Annotated in this window: 13 protein-coding genes and 2 tRNA genes; 10 read left to right on the top strand and 5 right to left on the bottom strand. The window is 34.1% G+C overall.

Annotated elements, in window-relative coordinates; translation table 11 throughout:
- Window positions 1-3 precede the first annotated feature (3 nt).
- The 7 genes from LPB88_RS17530 (at window position 4) to LPB88_RS17500 (ending at window position 10377) form a co-directional block, all read left to right on the top strand.
- Entirely contained in the window at window positions 4-1203 is a 1200-nt protein-coding gene (locus LPB88_RS17530) for an SH3 domain-containing protein (protein WP_230716940.1), read from the top strand.
- A gap of 49 nt (window positions 1204-1252) precedes the next feature.
- Entirely contained in the window at window positions 1253-2071 is an 819-nt protein-coding gene (panB, locus tag LPB88_RS17525; protein WP_089352486.1) for a 3-methyl-2-oxobutanoate hydroxymethyltransferase, read from the top strand.
- Between the two features lie 205 nt (window positions 2072-2276).
- Window positions 2277-2966, top strand: coding sequence for an RluA family pseudouridine synthase (locus LPB88_RS17520; protein WP_230716939.1), 690 nt, complete (start codon window positions 2277-2279; stop codon window positions 2964-2966).
- Window positions 2967-3042: 76 nt separating this feature from the next.
- A complete protein-coding gene (locus LPB88_RS17515; RefSeq protein WP_230716938.1) occupies window positions 3043-4371 on the top strand; it encodes an aldehyde dehydrogenase in 1329 nt (442 codons plus the stop codon).
- Between the two features lie 118 nt (window positions 4372-4489).
- Window positions 4490-5284, top strand: a complete 795-nt coding sequence (locus LPB88_RS17510; RefSeq protein WP_230716937.1) for a hypothetical protein — start codon at window positions 4490-4492, stop codon at window positions 5282-5284.
- 95 nt (window positions 5285-5379) lie between these two features.
- Window positions 5380-9429, top strand: a complete 4050-nt coding sequence (locus LPB88_RS17505) for a PAS domain S-box protein (protein ID WP_230716936.1) — start codon at window positions 5380-5382, stop codon at window positions 9427-9429.
- A 96-nt stretch (window positions 9430-9525) separates the two neighbouring features.
- A complete protein-coding gene (locus LPB88_RS17500; protein WP_230716935.1) occupies window positions 9526-10377 on the top strand; it encodes a neutral zinc metallopeptidase in 852 nt (283 codons plus the stop codon).
- A gap of 251 nt (window positions 10378-10628) precedes the next feature.
- Here LPB88_RS17500 and LPB88_RS17495 read toward each other — a convergent pair.
- The 5 genes from LPB88_RS17495 to LPB88_RS17475 form a co-directional block, all read right to left on the bottom strand.
- Window positions 10629-10702, bottom strand: a tRNA-His gene (locus LPB88_RS17495).
- Between the two features lie 356 nt (window positions 10703-11058).
- Window positions 11059-11132: transfer RNA gene (locus tag LPB88_RS17490), tRNA-His, on the bottom strand.
- 76 nt (window positions 11133-11208) lie between these two features.
- Window positions 11209-11925 carry a bacillithiol biosynthesis deacetylase BshB1 gene (gene bshB1, locus LPB88_RS17485; protein WP_230716934.1) on the bottom strand — a complete coding sequence of 239 codons (717 nt, stop codon included), beginning with the start codon at window positions 11923-11925 and terminating at the stop codon, window positions 11209-11211.
- A gap of 145 nt (window positions 11926-12070) precedes the next feature.
- Complete coding sequence (locus LPB88_RS17480) at window positions 12071-13150, bottom strand: chorismate-binding protein (protein ID WP_230717040.1); 1080 nt, start codon at window positions 13148-13150, stop codon at window positions 12071-12073.
- 5 nt (window positions 13151-13155) lie between these two features.
- Window positions 13156-13584 (bottom strand): PaaI family thioesterase, encoded by a 429-nt coding sequence (locus tag LPB88_RS17475; RefSeq protein WP_089352477.1) that lies wholly within the window; start codon window positions 13582-13584, stop codon window positions 13156-13158.
- A 128-nt stretch (window positions 13585-13712) separates the two neighbouring features.
- Here LPB88_RS17475 and LPB88_RS17470 point away from each other — a divergent pair, with 128 nt between their 5' ends.
- From LPB88_RS17470 to purL, 3 genes are all read left to right on the top strand, one after another.
- The gene (locus tag LPB88_RS17470; RefSeq protein ID WP_230716933.1) at window positions 13713-15224 is read left to right on the top strand and encodes a hypothetical protein; all 1512 of its coding nucleotides are present in this window, start codon (window positions 13713-13715) and stop codon (window positions 15222-15224) included.
- A gap of 322 nt (window positions 15225-15546) precedes the next feature.
- Window positions 15547-17403 carry an endonuclease gene (locus LPB88_RS17465; protein ID WP_230716932.1) on the top strand — a complete coding sequence of 619 codons (1857 nt, stop codon included), beginning with the start codon at window positions 15547-15549 and terminating at the stop codon, window positions 17401-17403.
- A 324-nt stretch (window positions 17404-17727) separates the two neighbouring features.
- Window positions 17728-21381 (top strand): phosphoribosylformylglycinamidine synthase, encoded by a 3654-nt coding sequence (gene purL, locus LPB88_RS17460; protein ID WP_230716931.1) that lies wholly within the window; start codon window positions 17728-17730, stop codon window positions 21379-21381.
- The last annotated feature ends 571 nt before the right edge of the window (window positions 21382-21952 follow it).

The raw sequence follows: 21952 nt of genomic DNA, 5'->3' as shown, positions 1-21952 counted from the left end.
TCTATGAAAAAATACTGCTTTCTAATAGCATTATTATTTTGCTCTGTTCTATTACATTCTCAAGATCGTTATTTTCTAAACTCAGACACCAGATTATATACTTCTAAAAATATCTCTGCTGATTTTTTGGGCTATTTTAGATATGGTGCCGAAGTACAAGTACTTTCTGAAAATGAAAATAGCTGGTACAAAGTGAAAGCTGATAATTTCACAGAAGGATATGTTCCGGAAAAATTCATTGCCAAAAGATTAAACGCAAAAGATATTCAGACAAAAGACAGTGAAAATCCTATTCTAGAAGGCGGTGACAATTATTATGGCGGAAACCATCTTTTCGTTTTAGTTGCCGGTTTAAAAGCAAGAGCACTTCCTGATAAAAACTCAAAAATCAGAGAAATTTTATATACCGGAGATCCTGTTCCTGTAAATTACCTTCCTAAAAACCAAGACGAATGGGTTAATATAAATGGTAGTTTTAGTGACGAATATGCACAATTTACCCTTAGAAAATTCATTGGAAAAAGACCTGATTTTAATGCTTTAGTAAAAGAATTCGACAAACTGGATATTAACGCAATTGCTGATCGCAAAACAATTGGCGAACGACTTGTAGAATTGGCATGGAATAGCGAAAACACGACTTTAGCACCTGCATACCAAAGATATTATGAAGTTGTAAAACAATTAAACGATCCCAAACTTCTTGCTGATACGGAGCTAAATATGGCTATTGCCAAAGGATTAGCAAAACATAAAAAACCGGAAGAGGTTACTGCTTTTACCAAAAAAGTAGAATTTATACTAAAAGGTGTAAAAACCAAATCTCTATTCTTCTCTCAAAAGGACTTGGTCAAAATATTTGGTAAACCTTCTAAAAAAGCAACCGTAGGCGACGAATGCGGTATTTACCTGAGTGATTCTTTTTATTACTATCCTGACTTAGAAGCTTCTGTAGACGAAACCAAAAATCAGGCAGAAATTACTAAGGTTTTTATCAACGAAAACAACCAACTTGTTTTTAATACAAATTCGGTTTTAGACCATACAACGTCTGAAAAAGTATTTATAGAAAAATACGGAACTTATATTGGCGCTTCTATCAAATCGCCACACACTTACTCTATTCAATTAGAAGACAGTGAATTTAGAATTGATTTTAAAGACGGAAAGTTATTTACTATAGAAATAATCATCTATTGCTGATTTCAATTTATAATTATTCAATACTTTTACACCTTCAAAAAAACTCAAAATGTCAGTAGCAAAAAAAGATTATAAAAGAATCACAACAAAGTCATTAATCGAAATGAAAAGCAACGGAGAAAAAATCTCTATGCTTACCGCTTACGATTTTACAATGGCCAAAATTGTTGATACCGCGGGAGTCGATGTGATTTTAGTGGGCGATTCAGCATCAAATGTTATGGCGGGTCACGAAACGACGTTGCCAATTACTTTAGATCAAATGATCTATCACGCTTCATCTGTAGTTCGCGCTGTAGAAAGAGCTTTAGTTGTGGTAGATTTACCTTTTGGAAGTTACCAATCTGATCCAAAAGAAGCTTTGCGTTCTGCTATTAGAATCATGAAAGAAAGCGGTGGACACGCCGTGAAACTTGAAGGAGGAAAAGAAATAAAAGAATCTATCAAAAAAATATTAAACGCCGGAATTCCAGTTATGGGACACTTGGGTTTAACACCACAATCGATTTATAAATTTGGAACTTACAGCGTTCGTGCCAAAGAAGAGGAAGAAGCTGAGAAATTAATCGAAGATGCAAAATTGCTTGAAAAAGTAGGCTGTTTTGCTGTTGTTTTAGAAAAAATTCCAGCTGAATTAGCTCAAAAAGTTGCCGAAAGTATTTCAATTCCTGTGATCGGAATCGGTGCCGGAGGTGGTGTTGACGGACAAGTTTTGGTTATTCACGACATGTTAGGAATGAACAATGAATTTAGTCCGCGTTTCTTACGTCGCTACTTAAACTTATACGACGAAATGACAAAAGCAATTGGTCAATATGCTGCCGATGTGAAGTCTCGTGATTTCCCGAATTCTGGGGAACAATATTAGTTTTTTAAGATCCTAAGGTTCTAAGTTGCTAAGGTTCTAAGTTTTTTATTTAAATGCTTTTAAAAAAATAAGGTTCAAAGATGCAAAGCAGCAAAGGTCCAAAGGTCCAAAGTTTAAAAAAAAAAAATTGAATAGAATATTTTAAGTTCACCAAAAGGCTTTAGCCAAATTTCTTTTGATCTAAATTACCACACAAATCTAATAAATGAAAATCATCTCCAATAAGGGAAACTTACAAGTTTTGCACGAAGACAACCATATTATTGTGGTTAACAAACGCGTAGGCGATATTGTGCAAGGTGATAAAACCGGAGACAAACCTTTGTCAGATGTTGTAAAAGAATACATTAAAGATAAATACAATAAACCTGGTGATGTTTTTCTGGGTGTGATTCATCGTTTAGACAGACCTACAACCGGAATTGTTGTTTTTGCCAGAACCAGTAAAGCATTAACACGTATGAACGAAATGTTCAGTAATCGTGAAACTCAAAAAACCTATTGGGCAGTTGTGAAGAATAAACCTCAGGAAACAACTGCCAAATTGGTTCATTATCTTAAAAGAAACGAAAAAAACAATACTTCAAAAGCACATTTAAAAGAAGTTCCCGATAGTAAAATTGCCAGTTTAGATTATACTGTTTTCAAAGAACTTCAAAATTATGTGGCATTAGAAATCAATTTGCATACCGGTCGCCATCACCAAATTAGGGCACAATTGGCTGCAATTGGATCTCCAATTAAAGGAGATTTAAAATATGGTTTTGACCGAAGCAATCCTGATGGCGGAATTCATCTTCATGCCAGAAAATTAGTTTTTGTGCATCCTGTTTCTAAAGAAAACATTACAATCATTGCGCCAACCCCGGATGAAACAATTTGGAATGCGCTATGATTTTTATGATACAATTGTTAATTTTTTAATTTTTATCGATTAACTTGCATAGTCAAAAATCAAGGTAATCATAAAAATGGACTATAAAAACGACATCGGATACAGAAAAGAAACGCTCAAAAAATTGTTGTATAACATTCAAAAAAGCGAAGATTTAATTGTAAAAGCTTTATACGATGATTTTAAAAAGCCCGAATTTGAAGCTGTTTTAACCGAGACGAATTATGTCATTTCGGAACTTAAAGACACAATCAAAAATATTCACAAGTGGGCAAAGCCAAAACGTGTTTTACCGTCAATTCTTAATTTTCCTTCTACAGATTATATTTTTAAAGAGCCTTACGGAAATGTCCTGATTATCGCTCCCTGGAATTACCCTTTTCAATTGGCTTTATGCCCTTTGATTTCTGCCGTGGCTGCAGGAAACAGAGTTGTTTTAAAACCTTCCGAACTTACTCCGAATACCTCATCAGTAATTGCAAAAATTATCGAAAAAACATTTCACATCAATCATGTTGAAGTTTTTGAAGGCGGTGTTGAAGTTTCAAACAAATTACTGGCCAAACGCTGGGATTATATTTTCTTTACAGGAAGTGTTTCTGTTGGTAAAATTATTGCCAAAGCCGCTGCCGAGAATCTAACTCCGGTAACACTAGAATTGGGCGGGAAAAATCCTTGTATTATTGATGAAACTGCCAATTTAAGATTAGCCGCAAAACGAATTGTCTGGGGAAAATTTATAAATGCCGGACAAACCTGCATTGCACCGGACTATATTTTGGTTCAGAAAAACATGAAGGTCAATTTTCTTTCTTTCTTAATGGAAGAAATCATAAAAGCTTACGGCAAAAAAATGGAAAAATCTCCAGATTTTGCCCGTATTATCAATACTAAAAACTGGGTTCGTCTCGATAGTATGATCGAAAGAGAAAAAGTAGTTTTTGGAGGAGAAACCGATGCCAGCAAACTGTACATTTCTCCAACAATAATTGAAGATCCAGCCTTAGACAGTCCGGTGATGAAAGAAGAAATATTTGGACCAATTTTACCAATTCTAACGTACGAAACCCAAGCCGAGATTCAAAATGTAATTAACCGTTATGAAAAACCATTGGCTTTTTATGTTTTTAGCGAAAATAAATCATTTGCAAAAAAACTAATTACCACTTATTCTTTTGGCGGCGGTTGTATCAATGACACTGTTATTCATTTTTCGAATAAAAGACTTCCTTTTGGAGGTGTTGGTCATAGCGGAATTGGCGCTTATCACGGTCAATTAAGTTTTGATACTTTTTCGCACCATAAAGCTGTTGTTAGAAAAGGAAACTGGCTTGATTTACCAATGCGATATGCTCCTTACAAAGACAAATTAGCTTCTATTAAACGTCTATTAGACTGGATGTAAGTAATAAAAAACGATTTCGTAATGTTTTGTAGATTTTCATAAGAAATTGATTAAAAATATTATATTTACGTCACATTAAACAGCTTAAATTACAAGCATATAAACAATTTTACTTAGAATGAAATCTACACTTGACCAAATTGAAGACATCAAAAAAAATGGATATACCATAGATTTTGGATCCACTTTTAATTACGCTTTCGAAAACTACAAAAAAATAGCACTTTATTCCGGGCTTATCATATTGGTTTTTTCAGTAATTATTGCTGCCCTTGTCATGGGATTAGCGGTTACCTATTATGGTGTACAAGTTTTGACTAAGGATTTTATTCAAAATATAGAGAACCAAAAACTTTCTTATCTGGAGCAGTTTCTTTCTATAGCTGCTATTTCAGCATTTGCTGCTTTATTAGCCCCTTTTGGAGCAGGATTTCTTAAAATGGCAGATTGCGCTGATAAAGATGAAGAGTTTAATGTCTCGACCATTTTTACATATTACAAAGCACCTTATTTTGCTCAGTTGTTTACAATGGCTTTAATTCTTGCGCTAGTAAGCAATGCGATTTCAGCTGTTATTGAGAGCTTTGGAATCATTCTTTTAGGAAATACAATTTCAATTTTTATATCCTTTTTTACGTTTTTCGCCGTTCCATTAGTAGTTTTTGGAAAACTAAATGCAATAGACGCCATAAAATCAAGTCTGATCATAGTAGGCAAAAGTCCGTTACTAATCTTCTTGTTATTTGTTACTGGTTTCATCGGTTCTGTTATTGGTCTTTTCGGATGTTGTATCGGAATAATTTTTACAGTTGTTTTTAATAGTTCAGTAACTTATGCTACTTATTTCTCCATTTTTACTGAGGAAGAAGAGAAAGATGTAATTGATTCAATTGGACAATCGGATTTAGAATAAAACCGAAATTTCTAAATAAAAAAAGAGCCTAACCTACTCTTTTTTAGAACTTTCAAAAAATGCAATTTTACTAAACCAACATACCCCCAAATGCTATGGTAGTTAACTATAGTTTTTTCAATTCATTGATTTCAGGAATTGCTATTATTGGCAATTTCCTGAAATCAATTATTACAAACTGGTATGTTTTCAACTCTGACATTATTTTTTACAACAATCCTAAACTCATTATTTTAGGATTATCCCTATTTGCTTTCCTGGCACTGTTGATTTATCAGTTTTTTAGAATAAAAGCCCGAATTGGTTATTTTATCGAAAAAAAGAAAGAAGCCGAAACAGCCAGTAAAGAATATCAATTGTATATTTTGTTCTTTGGTATTGCGGTTATTGTAATCGAAATTATCAATGAAATCTTCAAAATCAGACCCAAAAGCCTGCTAATCATCAATGTTTCAATTGGTTTTTTTGTACTCCTTATTTATTTAATAACAGACAAGATCAAATGGCTTAGAGATAAAATTCAGCAAATATTTATAGGCTGCTTCTTTATTTACATTTCTTATGTTTGCTTTAACATTGTCCAGCTTTCAAATGACGTTGTCCCAATTATTGTTTTTTTAATCTCATTTTTCTTCTCTTACAACATTCTGAAACCAATAAAAATATATTGGTTTTTCGTTGCTCTCGTCTTTACTTTTCTCCTTATAACAGTTATTTTTCATTTAATACCGGTAAAATCTTCTGTATTATTAATCAATTTTTGTATTCTGATTTTCATTATCAATCAGGTTAAATATGCCGTTTTATTAAACAATCGTGACAATTTTAGATTTGCAAACGAAATTGTTCATAAGGGAAATTCACTCACTATTGCTACAAATCAAAAAGGAGCGATATTATTTTGCAGTGAAACAGTAAGCTCAATTTTAGGCTATTCCCCAGACGAAGTGATGGGTTTTGATTTCTGGAAACTCACAAAAGATGAAGGATACATCCAAAATAATTTCCCCGTAAATTATGAAGAAAACAAACTTTACATTCGAAAATTAAAGAGTAAAAACGGAGAGTTCAAATACATTCAATGGAAAGATAAAAAATTCTCTGACGACTTAATTATCAGTATTGGTCAGGATGTTACAGAACAAATTAATGTTCAGGATCAATACAAAAATCTAATTCAAACGGCTACTGATATTATTTTCGAAATAAACGCTGCCGGATATTTCACTTTTATAAATGAGTTTGGATTTTCAATTTTAGGTTATTCTGAGAGTGAAATTATATCCAAACATTATTCTAATTTCATTCACGAACATTACATCAGAGGCGCTGTAGACTTTTATGAAAATCTGGTAATCAACGAAAATAATTTCCCAACAATAGAAATTCCGGTCATTAAAAAAAACGGATTAGAAGTCTGGATTTCGCAAAAAATTATTGTCCGCAAAAATGATCTGGGCGAGACAATTGGTTTTGCTGGTATCGCGAGAGATATTACGGAAATTAAAAACATCGAAAACGAGAAAAAAAGACGTCTCGAAAAAATTGAAGCTTACAACAATTCGACAAAAAAACTCTCTACAACCGATTTTAGCAAATACAATGATCTAAACACGGTTATCGATTATATTGTAAAAGAAGCTGCTACAGTAAGCAAAACAAATCGGGTAAGTTTCTGGAAATATTATAAAGATTTAATTCGTTGCAAAAACATATTTAGCGTTGACAATCAAGGTTTAAATGACAAAAACATATTAGACAAAGAATCTTATCCCATTTATTTTGAAACGCTAAAAAATAAAGCAATTATTAATGCTCCGGATGTTTTTAATAAACTGGAAACTTCTGAATTTCAAAAACTTTATTTCACTAAAAACCACATTAAGTCAATGCTTGATGTCCCCATATTTTTAAGCGGACAATTAGCAGGTGTTGTTTGTTTTGAAAGCACCCAGGAACAAAGAGAATGGGATAATGAAGATATCAATTATGCCAGAACGATTTCTGATGTAATTTCGCTGGCCATTTCATCGCAAATGCGTTTGGAAGCCGAGCGTAAATTAGAATTTAAAAGTCAATTGCTTTATGCGCTTTCTCTTTGTACAGAGAAATTTTTATTGAGTAAAACTACTCAGGAAATGTTTCAGGAAACGTATGATTTAATTGGAAAAGCCGCCAAGGTAGACCACATGTATTACTACGAAAGAGACTTCACAACTAATACCGTCAGTCAAAAATACAAGTGGTCTAAAAAAGGAGTCACACATCAAATTACAAAATTAAGACAGCTTACAGAGGATAATTTAAAAGAAATTTATGATGCTGCCAAAAACAAAAAAATACTTAATACGCTTACGCGAAAGCTTGATGACACCTTTTTTAAACAACTATTAATTGATAATGAAATCAAATCAATTTTGATTTTACCTATCTACATCAACGATATTTTTACAGGATTTATAGGTTTTGATGATTGTAGCAATGAAAAAAAATGGTCTGAAGAAGAGATTTATATTTTTCAGGTTCTAGCCAACAATATTTCATCTGCCTTGGAGCGAAATCGAAATGAAAATAAAATTCTCGAAAGTGAAGAGAAGTTCAAATTAATCGCCAACAATATTCCGGGAACCGTTTATTTGTCAAAATTTGACGCTTTCCTGACTAAAATATTCCTGAGCGACGAAATTTTAAACTTAACCGGTTATTCAAAATCCGAATTTACTGAGAATAATTTATCCTTTTTATCCCTTATTCATCCCGATTATAAGGAGGAAGTAATGAACAGTCAGATTGATAATTTACAAAGCGGAAAACCACTGCACAACATTTATCAGATTCAGCGAAAAACAGGAGAATACATCTGGGTTGAAGAATTTGGCGATGTGATCAAAAAAGGAGATGAAATTGAATTTATAGGCGGAATTTATTTTGACATTACAAACAAAAAAGAAACCGAAGACGCTATAAAAGCCAAACAATTGGCAGAAGCTGCTAATAAATCTAAATCAGATTTTCTGGCTAATATGTCGCATGAAATCAGAACACCTTTAAATGGCATTATAGGTTTTACGCATTTATTAATGAAAACTGATCTTGAAGAAATTCAGGAAAAATACATGACCACAATTAATCAATCAGCACATTCTTTGTTGGAGATTATCAATGATATTCTTGATTTTTCTAAAATTGAAGCCGGAAAATTGGAACTTTTCATCGATTTGTACGACATTAAAAAAGTGCTCGGTCAGGTTTTTGATTTGATTATTTATGAATCAAATCAAAAAAATCTTGAATTAGAACTAAATGTAGATCCTGATGTTCCTAAATACATTTGGACAGATATTGTCAGAATCAAGCAAATCCTGATCAATTTGCTTTCAAACGCTGTAAAATTCACCAATGAAGGCTCTATAAAACTAAATGTTTCGGTTTTAGAAAGATACAAAAACAATAATTGCGTGATTCGATTCTCCGTAACAGACACGGGAATTGGAATTTTGGAAAAAAATCAAAAGAAAATTTTTAAGGCTTTTTCGCAAGAAGATAGTTCTACAACGAGAAAATTTGGAGGAACCGGTTTGGGATTAACCATTTCAAACCAACTATTGGCTCTTATGGAAAGCCGACTACAAGTGGAAAGTAAAATAGATGTTGGAAGTAATTTCTATTTTGATCTTAACCTAAAAACGAGCAATCAAAGCATTAATGAAAAATATAATTCGGAACTCAATAATATAAATTCAGAATCAGACTGCATCAACGAATTAAACAGCAAAAACCTAACTTTTTTAATCGTAGAAGATAACAAAGTCAATATGATGCTGTTAAAAACTATAATTAAAAACCTATACAATAACGCCTTTATTTACGAATGCGAAAATGGATATGAAGCCGCACAGCAATTTGAAAGCATCAATCCAAATTTGGTTTTTATGGACATTCAAATGCCAATAATGAATGGTTACGAAACCACAAAAGCAATCAGAAATACTGTTATTGGCCGCAATGTTCCTATAATTGCAGTAACTGCCGGCGCTGAAAAAGAGGAAAGAAATAAATGCATCTCTGCCGGAATGAACGATTATATTTCCAAACCAATCATGAAAGGAACTGTAGAAGAAGCTTTGACAAAATGGTTAAAATAAATTAAAACTAAATGAATCAAACTAGTCTCTAATTCCAAAAAAAAATATAAATTCGTAAAGACTTACCCTACAATAAATTTTAATACAATCATAATTATGAAATGGATAGGCAGAAGACAAAGTGATAATGTTGAAGACAGAAGATCAATCTCCGGCGGAAAAGTAGCCGTTGGTGGCGGTATCATTGGTATTATCATTTTATTGGTAAATATTTTCGGAGGCGAAAATGCGCAGCTTATAACACCTGTTTTAGAGCAAATGCAAGGCGGACAACAAACGCAAACTGAAGCAGCGGCTCCGCTAAGTAAAGAAGATGAAGAAATGGGGCAATTTGTCAAAGTTATCCTGGCCGATAACGAAGACATTTGGGGCAAAATATTTGCCGAAAACGGTATGACGTACAAAAATCCAAAATTAGTACTTTTTAGAGGCTCTGTTAATACTGCTTGTGGTGGCGCATCATCTGCGTCCGGGCCATTTTATTGCCCGGGAGATCAAAAGGTATATATGGATTTAGGCTTCTTTGAGGAACTAAAAACTAAATTTGGTGCCAAGGGTGGCGACTTTGCAATTGCGTACGTTATTGCGCACGAAATTGGCCATCACATACAAACCTTATTGGGAACCTCAGCCAAAATGCGTCAGGCACAAGAAGGAAAAAGTGAAGCCGAAGCTAATAAACTTTCGGTTGCATTAGAACTACAAGCCGATTTTTATGCCGGAGTTTGGTCACACTATAATGAGAAGAATTTAGATGTTGGTGATATTGACGAAGCTTTGAGTGCTGCAAACGCCGTTGGTGATGATGCTATTCAGAGTAAAATGCAAGGTCATATTGTTCCGGACTCCTTTACACACGGAACATCAGAACAAAGAATGTACTGGTTTAAAAAAGGTTTCAAAACCGGAGATATCAAACAAGGAGATACTTTTGCAGAAATAAGATAATTCATAAACCAAACTATAATAACCAAATGAGCATGACTTAATCGTCATGCTTTTTTGTTTTAGAAAACAAAAAAATCCAAAAATTAAATTTCAAATTCCAAACTCTTAGTTGTCTTGCTTTTTTGTCTTGTTTATTATTTCTGTTACAGCATCATTTTTGTCAATTGGAATTTGGAATTTAAAAAAAAAATTGGAATTTAAATTATAGGCACAAAAAAAGCCTTGAATTTCTTCAAGGCTTTAAATTTCTGGGTGGCTGACCGGGTTCGAACCGGCGACCCTCGGCACCACAAACCAATACTCTAACCAGCTGAGCTACAACCACCATTTTTCTTTGCGGTTGCAAATATACAACAAAGGTTTACTTCTACAAAGAAAAAAGGGTTCAAAACCGGAGATATCAAGTAAGAAAATGCTTTTGATGAAGTAAAATGGTTTACAAATAAAACCGTAATAACCAATAAATCATGACTTAAGCGTTGTACTTTTTTTTTGTAAAAAATAAAAAATAAATCCCAAAAATTAAATCCCAAATTCCAAAATCTTAGTTACTGTAATATTCACCATCTTGGAATTTGGACCCCAGCGATAGCGAACAGGCGAAGCAATTTTTAAAAAAATTGGAATTTAAATTATAGGCACAAAAAAAGCCTTGAATTTCTTCAAGGCTTTAAATTTCTGGGTGGCTGACCGGGTTCGAACCGGCGACCCTCGGCACCACAAACCAATACTCTAACCAGCTGAGCTACAACCACCATTTTTCTTTGCGGTTGCAAATATACAATAAAGGTTTACTTCTCCAAAGAAAAAAATGAAAAATTTACATCAAAATTATATCAAATTTTCTAAGCTATTGACTGCCAAACACCTTTCAACAGTAAAACCTTCTGCAAAATCTTTTCCAACGAGCCTTCCTAAGTCCTGCGCGCGATAATTTAGACTTTCAAAGAAGTTTTTACTTGTTATTGGCGTAGCAGGTTCTTTAGAATTTGGATCATAAAATTGCGTTTTGTACGCCGAAACAGCTTCAATCTTCTTTTTTTCGAAACCTGTAATATCAACTACAAAGTCCGGTTGGATGTTTTTCCATTGGATATAATGATAAACCACCTTTGGTCTCCATGCTTCCTGGTTCTCTCCGTCGATCGAAGTTTCGATTTTTATCAATCCAGATAAAAAGCAAGCATCAGAAACTAATTTGCTTCCTTTTCCGTGATCAATATGGCGATCATCTATTGCGTTACACAATACAATCTCAGGTTTGTATTTACGGATCATCTTAATAACTTCTAATTGGTGCTTTTCGTCATTTACAAAAAAACCGTCACGCATCTCTAAATTTTCACGAACCAAAACCCCTAATATTTTTGCTGCATCTTTTGCTTCAGCATCTCTGGTCTCAGCCGTTCCGCGTGTACCTAATTCACCACGGGTTAAATCTACGATTCCCACTTTTTTACCAAGAGATACTTCTTTTAAAATTGTTCCGGCACAACCCAATTCTACATCGTCAGGATGTGCACCAAAGGCTAATATATCTAATTTCATTTCTTTTTGTTTTTTTTTGTTTCAGGTTTCAAGTTGTAAACTGTGACTAAAAACTGTATCTTATTTTATGTTTCAGGTTTTCTTTGTTTCAGGTTTCAAGTTGACATCCGGAACGTGCAACTTGAAACCTGAAACCTGAAACTTTTTAACAGCTACTCTTTTTTATATTCAAAACTCTTTTCATTGTCATCGATTTATTGACGCTTTCCTCCCATTCTTTTTCAGGAATACTTTCTTTTGTAATACCACAGCCCATGTATAATATTGCTTTATTATCCTGGATTTGCATGCTGCGTAAATTTACAAATAAATCAGAACTAACAGTCTTATTAGCAAAACTGCTGTTTAATTCGCCTAGAAAACCAGTATAAAAAGTTCGATCATAGTTTTCGTTTTCGATGATAAACGCTTTTGCTTTCTTTTTTGGCAAGCCACAAACTGCCGGCGTTGGATGCAAAGTATCTATAACTTCTTCTAAAGTCGAATTATCGTTTAAAACTCCCGAAATATCTGTTTTGATATGCCAGATTGATCCGGCTTTGATACTGTACGGTTCTGTCACCACAACAGACGAAGCCACTTCGCGCAATCTTTTTACGATAAAATCAGTAACATATTGTTGTTCGTCTTTCTCTTTTTGCTGCCAGGAAATTTCAGTTTCCAAAGTCGCTTTCTGCGTTCCGGCTAAAGCGGTTGTTTCAAAAACATTTCCACTCGCTTTCAGTAATTGCTCCGGCGTTGCTCCCATCCAAAGCCCGATTTGAGGATGAAAAAAACAATAGGAGAAAGTCGTTGGATACAAATGAATCAAACGCTGAAAAATGGTACTCAAATCAAAGTTGGCTAAATCAATTTTCTCGCTTCTGGAAAGAACCACTTTTTTGAATTCGTCGTTTTTAATTGCTTCAATTCCTTTTGAAACCAAATCTTCGTATTGATTTTTGGCTTCTGAATCAAGATTAGTATCGTCCATTTCATTAAAATCAAAATCGATTTTAGTTTGTTCAGCACTAATAATTTTAGATTCTGCTTCCGGAATTAAAATCAGTTGTTTTTCATCAAAAGAAGCAAAAACAAAACCTTTCTCGCTATAATCTGAAACGGTATATAAAGCATCATTTTGCTGTAAAAACGCAAAAATACTTGACGAATTAGGTTTAGAATAGATTACAAAAGGTAAATTTTGCTCTTGATGTTTTTTTATTGTAGAGAAAAAGTCATTCATATTTTCTACTCTTTCTTTTTGTCCAAAACCATATTGGTCAATTTGCAAAGCGAAATCAGGTTTCCGGCTTCATCGGTAATTTTAATTTCCCAAAGATGAATACTTCTTCCTTTATGAATGATGCGCGCTGTACCAAAAACAAATCCTTCGCGAATACTTTTTAAGTGATTTGCAGAGATTTCGATTCCACGAACTTCTTGTTCTTTTGGATTGATAAAAAAGAATGAAGCTGCACTTCCAACACTTTCAGCCAAAGCGACTGAAGCGCCTCCGTGTAATAATCCTAAAGGTTGATGAACGCTTGGATTTACAGGCATTCTGGCAGTTAAAAAATCTTCGCCTGCATCTATATATTCAATTTTTAGCGTTTCCATCAAAGTGTTTTTAGAAAACTGATTGCAACGCTCTAATATTTGTTCTTTTGTATAATTCATTTAAAATAGGCTTTAAAATCGTAAAATTAAAGAAAAGATGAGATACAAATTAGAAAATACATTTCTATTATTTAAAATCATCTTCAAACATGTAAGTTTTTTGCTATTTTTACAGAAAAAGATTTTAAATGCGTCACTATTTTGCACTCCTTATTTTCGGTATACTTTTAGCACTCAGTTCTTGTCGAACAGATTTTGATACTGTTGCCAGTTCCGGAGATTTAAAGTTTTCAAAAGACACCGTTTATCTGGATACTGTTTTTAAAAATATTGGTTCGAGTACGTACCAACTTAAAGTGTACAACAGAAGCAAAAACGATATTTCGATTCCGACAGTTCAGTTCAAAAAAGGTTTAAGTTCAAAATACCGAATGACAGTTGACGGAATGAGCGGAAACAATGGCAAAATCTTCAATAATGTTACGCTTTTAGCGAAAGACAGTTTGTATATTTTTATAGAAACCACCGCCGATATTACAGATGCTAACCCAACTGATTTTTTATATACCGATGAAATTCAATTTGACAGCGGTGCAAATCTTCAGGAAGTTGCATTGGTAACACTAATACAAGATGCCGTTTTTCTTTATCCAAAACAAAATGCTGACGGAACTAAAGAGAAAATTAAAATAGAAGGTAAAGATGTCGATGGTTTTTATCTAAATGAAACTGATCCTGTTAACGGAAATGAATTGATTTTTACCAATAAAAAACCGTATATAATTTATGGTTATGCAGGAGTTCCGCAAAGCAAAACTGTGACTTTTAACGCCGGAGCACGAGTATTTTTTCATGCCCATTCAGGACTTTATGTCGACAATAAAGCTTCGTTACAGATTAACGGAACTGTTTCTACAACCGAAAAACTAGAAAATGAAGTTGTTTTTGAAGGTGATCGATTAGAATCGCTGTACGATGATATTCCCGGACAATGGAAATCTGTAATACTATCAAACGGAAGCACCAATCATTCTATAAATCATCTGACCTTAAAAAATGCCATTACAGGTTTAGACATTAAAGGTCAAGACAATACCAAAATTCAAATTAAAAATACTCAGATTTACAATTGTGCCGAATATGGGATTCAAGCTCAAAATGCCAAAATTAATGGTGAAAACATTGTAATTAATTACACAGGTTTAGCAAGTTTATCCTGTGTTTACGGTGGAAACTATCTTTTTACGCATTGTACTTTCAATAACAATTGGTCAAGTTCACAATTCGCTGTGAATTTAAGCAATAGTTTAGCCGGTGCGACTCCGGAAACCAATCCGTTGACTCAGGCAACTTTCAATAATTGTATTATTTATGGTTCAAATACCAATGAATTTAATTTGAGCAAAAATACCAATGCGCCATTTATATATCAATTAAACAATTGTCTATTAAAATTTAGCAGTTCCTCAACAAATCCTGATTATCAGTTTAAAACTGATCCTGTTCATTACAATCAGATTATTCTAAATGAAAATCCTAAGTTTTACGATGCCTCAAATAATAAATTCAATATCGATAATACGTCGTCCGCTTTCGCGAAAGGAAATCAGACGTATATCATTTCTTTAGATATTATTGGAGCTACAAGAACCTCTCCACCAGATTTGGGCGCTTATCAGAGTGCTGTTTTTCCTAAGTAATTGTTTTGCCAATAAGACGCTAAGACACGAAGATTTTTTCTGAAAATTATTATTTTAAGCATAATGTTTGTCAATTTCGACGAAGGAGAAATGACATAAAATGAGAAAACAAAATAAAACTATGCGTCTTAGCGACTTCGTGGCAAGAAAAAAACCTTGCATCTTAGCGCCTTCGCAGCCAAAATCCACCGTAAGAAAATATATCTAAAAATAATCTTCCCTTAACGCAACACATTCATAAAAATACTAGATTTGTTACAATTAATAAATTAACTCACTAAAAATCAATTTATTATTAACCCAAATCTTAAACCTACGTTTTATGAAAAAACTCTACTCTTTTCTATTATTATTCGTTTTTACGGCAACTTTTGCCCAAATTCCGTCCGGTTATTACAGTACTGCAACTGGAACAGGTTACACTTTAAAAACACAATTATACAATATTATTAAAGGTCATACTGACAATGGATATGCTGGTTTATACACCACTTACCAAACTTCTGATGTTGATAATTTTTATGAAAATGATGGAACTGTTTTAGACATGTATTCAGAAAATCCAGCGGGAACAGATCCTTATAATTATAGTACTGGAACCACGCAAAGATGTGGAAGTTATTCTGTAGAAGGCGATTGTTATAATAGAGAACATATTATTCCGCAATCTGTATTTAATGAGCAATCTCCGATGGTTTCTGATGCTCACTTTATTACTCCAACCGACGGAAAAGTAAACGGAGTACGCTCTAATTACCCGCACGGAGTAGTAAGCACGCCAACTTATATTTCTCAAAACGGAGGAAAACTAGGCCCAAATTCAACATCAGGATATTCAGGAACTGTTTTTGAACCTATCAACGAATTTAAAGGGGATATTGCCAGAATGTATTTTTATTTTGCAACTCGTTATGAAAACACTGTTGCAGGGTATTCATACGCAATGTTTGACGGATCCAGCAATAAAGTTTTTACAACTGCATTCTTGAATATACTTTTGGCCTGGAACGCACAAGATCCGGTAAGCGCAAGAGAAATTGCAAGAAACAATGCAATTTATGCCCGTCAGAATAATAGAAATCCATACATCGATCATCCTGAATATGTAAATCAAATTTGGAATCCTTCTGCAGATACTCAGGCTCCAACTGCTCCAACAAGTTTAGCTTCTACAACAAAAACAGCAACTTCTATTACAGTTGCGTGGAATGCTTCGACAGACAATATAGGTGTTACAGGTTATAATGTATATTCAAATGGTGTTTTAAAAACTACAGTAACTGGTTTAACAGCAACTGTAACTGGTTTAACAGCTTCTACAAGTTATAATATCAATGTAAGTGCCAAAGATGCTGCCGGAAATACATCTGCATTAAGCAACACAATCGCGGTTACAACTAATAGTAGTGGTGGAACTGGCGGAACAGCAACTGACTTACTTTTCTCTGAATACATTGAAGGTTCGGGAAACAATAAAGCGTTAGAAATTGCCAATAACACCGGTGCTTCTGTAAGTTTATCTGCTTATACCGTAAAAAAACAAACGAATGGCGCCGGATCATGGAGCACAGGTTTAGCTTTGAGCGGAACATTAGCTAGCGGAAGTAAATTTACGATTGTAAATAGTTTAATGGCTTCAAGCTGTTATCCAACAAGCTCAGCAAACATTTCGACAACTGCTACAGAATTAGCTTTTAACGGAAATGATGCTGTTGGTTTATTCAAAAACGGAGTTCTTATAGATATCATCGGAACTTTTAATGGCGGGACTGCAAATTTTGCCATAGATGTTACTTTAAGAAGAAAATCGACCGTTACTGCTCCAAGCACAACTTTTAATTTGGCATCTCAATGGGATTCATTCACTGCAGATACATGTTCAAATTTAGGAGCGAAACTAGTGAGAGATACAGCTCTTGAAACAGCGACAGAAACTTCTCTTGATTTTAAAGGAATAATTTTATATCCAAATCCGTCTAACGGAAACTTCAACATATATTTTAACACTATAGAAGCACCCTATTCTATCGAGATAATTTCAATATTAGGTCAGAAAGTATTTGAGAAATCAAATATCACTGATTCATTATCTACGATAAATAATTTGCCAAAAGGCATCTACATTGTTCGTGTTAATAAAGGTTCTGAAACTTTTAATAAAAAGATCATTATCAACTAATTAAAAACGAGTGCTTACTACATTAAAAAGCGGCAATATTGCCGCTTTTTTTGTTTTACAAAAATTTTAAAATAAGTTCTCTCGCAGATTTGGCAGATTAAGCAGATAAAGAACTGAATAAAAAATTCACGCAGATTTAAAATAAAATTCCAATCAATTTAAATCTGCTTAATCTGCCAAATCTGCGTGAAACAAAAAAACTTTGCGACTTCGCGTCTTTGCGAGATTTAACAAAAACTTTTTCAAAAGAGTTTGTTTTCAAATTTGCGCTTACTATTTATTTAAACTAAATTTGCACTTCAATACAACAAACTACACATCACAATGATCCATTTCTTTGAAAACCAAAGCAAAACTGTTTTTGCAGTACAAACGCAAAACGAAATTTCGGCTCAAGACATTTCAAAACTAAACTGGCTTTTTGCCAACTCTAATAAGATCGAAAAATCCGCCTTGTCGGATTTTTTTGTTGGTCCTCGTGCCACTATGATCACGCCTTGGAGTACAAATGCTGTAGAAATTACTCAAAATATGGGTATTCCGGGCATCATCAGAATTGAAGAATTTCATCCGGCAACGGAAGACTTTACTGATTTTGATCCGATGCTTTTTCAAAAATTCCCTCAATTAGATCAGGAAATTTTTACTATCAACGTTCAGCCGGAACCAATTTTGGAAATCGATGATATTGCTACTTACAATAAAGTTGAAGGTTTGGCTTTAAGCCAGGAAGAAGTAGATTACTTAGATAATCTTGCTGTAAAACTAGGAAGAAAGTTAACTGACTCTGAGATTTTTGCTTTCTCACAGGCAAATTCAGAACACTGTCGTCACAAAATTTTCAACGGAACATTTGTTATTGACGGTGAAGAAAAAGAAACTTCTCTTTTCAAATTAATCAAAAAAACATCACAGGAAAATCCTAACGATATAGTATCTGCTTACAAAGACAATGTTGCTTTTGTAAAAGGACCAAAAGTGCAGCAGTTTGCACCAAAAACAGCTGACAAACCTGATTATTACGAAATAAAAGAATTTGATTCGGTTTTATCTTTAAAAGCAGAAACACACAATTTCCCAACAACTGTAGAGCCTTTCAACGGAGCTGCAACTGGATCAGGAGGAGAAATTCGTGACCGTCTTGCAGGTGGTCAAGGTTCATTGCCATTAGCAGGAACTGCAGTTTACATGACTTCATATTCACGTTTGAATAATGATAGAAAATGGGAAAATGCTGTTGAAGAAAGAAAATGGTTGTACCAAACTCCAATGGATATTTTGATCAAAGCTTCAAATGGAGCTTCTGATTTTGGAAATAAATTCGGTCAACCGTTAATCACAGGTTCAGTTTTAACTTTCGAACATTCAGAAAACGACCGTAAAATTGGTTACGATAAAGTAATCATGCAAGCGGGTGGAATTGGTTACGGAAAATTAGATCAGGCTATTAAAAAGAAACCACAAGAAGGCGATAAAATCGTTATTCTTGGTGGAGAAAATTATAGAATCGGAATGGGTGGAGCTGCGGTATCATCTGCAGATACTGGAGCTTTTGGTTCAGGAATTGAATTAAATGCGATCCAACGTTCTAATCCTGAAATGCAAAAACGTGCTGCCAATGCCATTCGTGGTTTGGTAGAAAGCGATCACAACCCAATTGTTTCTATTCACGATCACGGAGCTGGAGGACACTTAAACTGTCTTTCTGAATTGGTGGAAGAAACGGGAGGTTTAATCGATTTGGATAAATTACCGGTTGGAGATCCTACTCTTTCTGCAAAAGAAATTATTGGTAACGAATCTCAGGAAAGAATGGGATTGGTTATTGGTCAAAAAGATATTGATACATTACAAAGAATTGCTGACAGAGAGCGTTCGCCAATGTATCAGGTTGGAGATGTAACGGGAGATCACCGTTTTACTTTCGAATCAAAATCTACTGGTTTAAAACCGATGGATTATGCTTTAGAAGATTTCTTCGGAAGTTCTCCTAAAACAGTTATGACCGATAAAACTATCGATAGAAAATATGCTGATGTTTCTTATGACAAGGCAGATTTCGAAAAATATTTACAAGATGTTTTACGTCTTGAAGCTGTTGCCTCAAAAGACTGGTTAACGAATAAAGTTGACCGTTGTGTGGGTGGAAAAGTAGCGAAACAACAAAATGCAGGTCCATTGCAATTACCTTTAAATAATGTTGGAGTTATGGCTCTGGATTATTTAGGAAAAGAAGGAATCGCAACTTCTATTGGGCACGCTCCTATTTCGGCTTTGATTGATCCGGTTGCAGGAAGTAGAAATGCTATTGCAGAATCGTTATCAAACATTGTTTGGGCGCCAATTAAAGATGGTTTAAAAGGAATTTCATTATCTGCAAACTGGATGTGGGCTTGTAAAAACGAAGGTGAAGATGCTCGTTTATACACCGCTGTTGAAGGCTGTTCTGAATTTGCAATCGAATTGGGAATCAATATTCCAACAGGAAAAGATTCACTTTCGATGAAACAAAAATATCCAAACGACGAAGTAATTGCGCCGGGAACGGTTATTATTTCGGCTGGAGGAAACTGTACAGATATTAGAAAAGTAGTTGAACCTGTTTTACAGAAAAACGGAGATTCAATTTATTATATCAATTTGTCTCAGGATGATTTCAAATTAGGAGGTTCGTCTTTTGCACAAATTAGAAACACAATCGGAAATGAAACTTCTACTATAAAAGATGCTTCTTTCTTCAAAAATGCTTTTAATACTATTCAGGAATTAATCGGTGAAAACCAAATTCTTGCAGGTCACGATATCGGAAGCGGTGGATTAATCACTACTTTATTAGAATTGTGTTTTGCTGATGTTAATCTTGGAGCAAAAATTGATTTTAGCGCTTTCGCGGAAAAAGACCTTTTGAAAATCCTTTTCGCTGAAAACATCGGAATCGTTTTCCAGGCAAAAGCAGATTCAGCTGTTGAAGTTAAATTGAAAGCTAACAATATCGAATTCTTCAAAATTGGTTCAGTTAAAAGTACTGCAACTTTAGAATTTGGAGAATATAAATTAGACATTCCAACTTACAGAGACATTTGGTTTGAAACTTCTTATTTATTAGATCAAAAACAATCTAAAAACGGAACTGCTAAAGCACGTTTTGAAAACTATAAAAATCAAGTTTTACAATATACTTTCCCATCACACTTTACAGGAAAAAAACCAGTAATCGATGCTTCAAAACCAAGACCAAAAGCTGCTATTATTCGTGAAAAAGGAAGTAATTCTGAGCGTGAAATGGCAAACGCAATGTACTTGGCTGGATTTGATGTAAAAGACGTTCACATGACCGATTTAATTTCGGGTCGTGAAACTCTTGAAGATATTCAGTTTATTGGTGCTGTTGGAGGATTCTCTAACTCAGACGTTTTAGGTTCTGCCAAAGGTTGGGCGGGAGCTTTCTTATACAACGAAAAAGCAAAAACAGCTTTAGATAAATTCTTCAAAAGAGAAGACACTTTATCTGTTGGAATCTGTAACGGTTGTCAATTGTTTATGGAATTAGAAGTTATTAATCCGGAGCATGAAGTTCATGGAAAATTATTGCATAACGAAAGTCACAAACACGAAAGTATTTTTACATCTGTAAAAGTTCAGGAAAATAATTCGGTTATGTTATCTAGTTTAGCCGGAAGCACTTTAGGAGTTTGGGTTTCTCACGGAGAAGGAAAATTCAATTTGCCTCTTGCAGAAGAAAACTATAACATTGTTTCTAAATATGCTTACGAAGGTTATCCTGCAAATCCTAACGGATCTGATTATAACACTGCAATGATGTGTGATAAAACCGGAAGACATTTGGTGATGATGCCGCATATTGAGCGTTCAACTTTCCAATGGAACTGGGCTCATTATCCAAAAGACAGAAACGACGAAGTTTCGCCTTGGCATGAAGCTTTTGTTAATGCAAGAAAATGGATTGAAAAAATCTAAAAATATATTTTATTACTGAGAAAGCGCTTGAATTATCAAGCGCTTTTTTTTTTGCCACAAATTCCACTAATTTTCACTAATTAGTTTGCGCGTATTTCTGCAATTTTAAAAAAATAATTCGTGGAAATTCGTGGAATTTGTGGCAAAAAAACCAACCTTTTATATAAAAAAAACACCCCAGCGCTATCCCTATGCTGAGGCATTTTCTCTTTAAACCTTTTAGTGCCGAGACAACTCCTGTTATTACATTTGATCTATTTAAAGCAAGCAATCCTGAAGCGCTCGTATTTTGTCCCCCGAAAAAAAATGAGTCTCCACAATTACATTGCTAAACAATACATCTCCTGCAATTCAAACTAATAAGTCTAAGCCAATAGTCGCAACGGCTCACTAAGGTTCTGCATCTGTCTATGGCGATTTTCGCTAAAACGTCTCCGCCAACCTGAATATTAGTTTCTACAAATTACTTATTTACTAAAAAATCAGTTTTATATTTAAAATAATATCTGCAAATTTGATTTTCTGCTTACGTATTTCAATACGGTAAAATTAATATTCAGATCAAAAAGGC

This window comes from Flavobacterium sp. JAS (genome assembly GCF_020991455.1).
GTDB lineage: Bacteria > Bacteroidota > Bacteroidia > Flavobacteriales > Flavobacteriaceae > Flavobacterium.
The sequence above is the reverse complement of the archived record's forward strand: the minus strand, read 5'-3'. Positions and strand labels throughout refer to the sequence as shown.

Bases quoted from the DNA above. Each gene is read 5' to 3' on its own strand.
- LPB88_RS17530 (WP_230716940.1), top strand. From the start codon at position 4: ATGAAAAAATACTGCTTTCTAATAGCATTATTATTTTGCTCTGTTCTA.
- panB (WP_089352486.1), top strand. From the start codon at position 1,253: ATGTCAGTAGCAAAAAAAGATTATAAAAGAATCACAACAAAGTCATTA.
- LPB88_RS17520 (WP_230716939.1), top strand. From the start codon at position 2,277: ATGAAAATCATCTCCAATAAGGGAAACTTACAAGTTTTGCACGAAGAC.
- LPB88_RS17515 (WP_230716938.1), top strand. From the start codon at position 3,043: ATGGACTATAAAAACGACATCGGATACAGAAAAGAAACGCTCAAAAAA.
- LPB88_RS17510 (WP_230716937.1), top strand. From the start codon at position 4,490: ATGAAATCTACACTTGACCAAATTGAAGACATCAAAAAAAATGGATAT.
- LPB88_RS17505 (WP_230716936.1), top strand. From the start codon at position 5,380: ATGGTAGTTAACTATAGTTTTTTCAATTCATTGATTTCAGGAATTGCT.
- LPB88_RS17500 (WP_230716935.1), top strand. From the start codon at position 9,526: ATGAAATGGATAGGCAGAAGACAAAGTGATAATGTTGAAGACAGAAGA.
- bshB1 (WP_230716934.1), bottom strand. From the start codon at position 11,925: ATGAAATTAGATATATTAGCCTTTGGTGCACATCCTGACGATGTAGAA.
- LPB88_RS17480 (WP_230717040.1), bottom strand. From the start codon at position 13,150: ATGAATGACTTTTTCTCTACAATAAAAAAACATCAAGAGCAAAATTTA.
- LPB88_RS17475 (WP_089352477.1), bottom strand. From the start codon at position 13,584: ATGAATTATACAAAAGAACAAATATTAGAGCGTTGCAATCAGTTTTCT.
- LPB88_RS17470 (WP_230716933.1), top strand. From the start codon at position 13,713: ATGCGTCACTATTTTGCACTCCTTATTTTCGGTATACTTTTAGCACTC.
- LPB88_RS17465 (WP_230716932.1), top strand. From the start codon at position 15,547: ATGAAAAAACTCTACTCTTTTCTATTATTATTCGTTTTTACGGCAACT.
- purL (WP_230716931.1), top strand. From the start codon at position 17,728: ATGATCCATTTCTTTGAAAACCAAAGCAAAACTGTTTTTGCAGTACAA.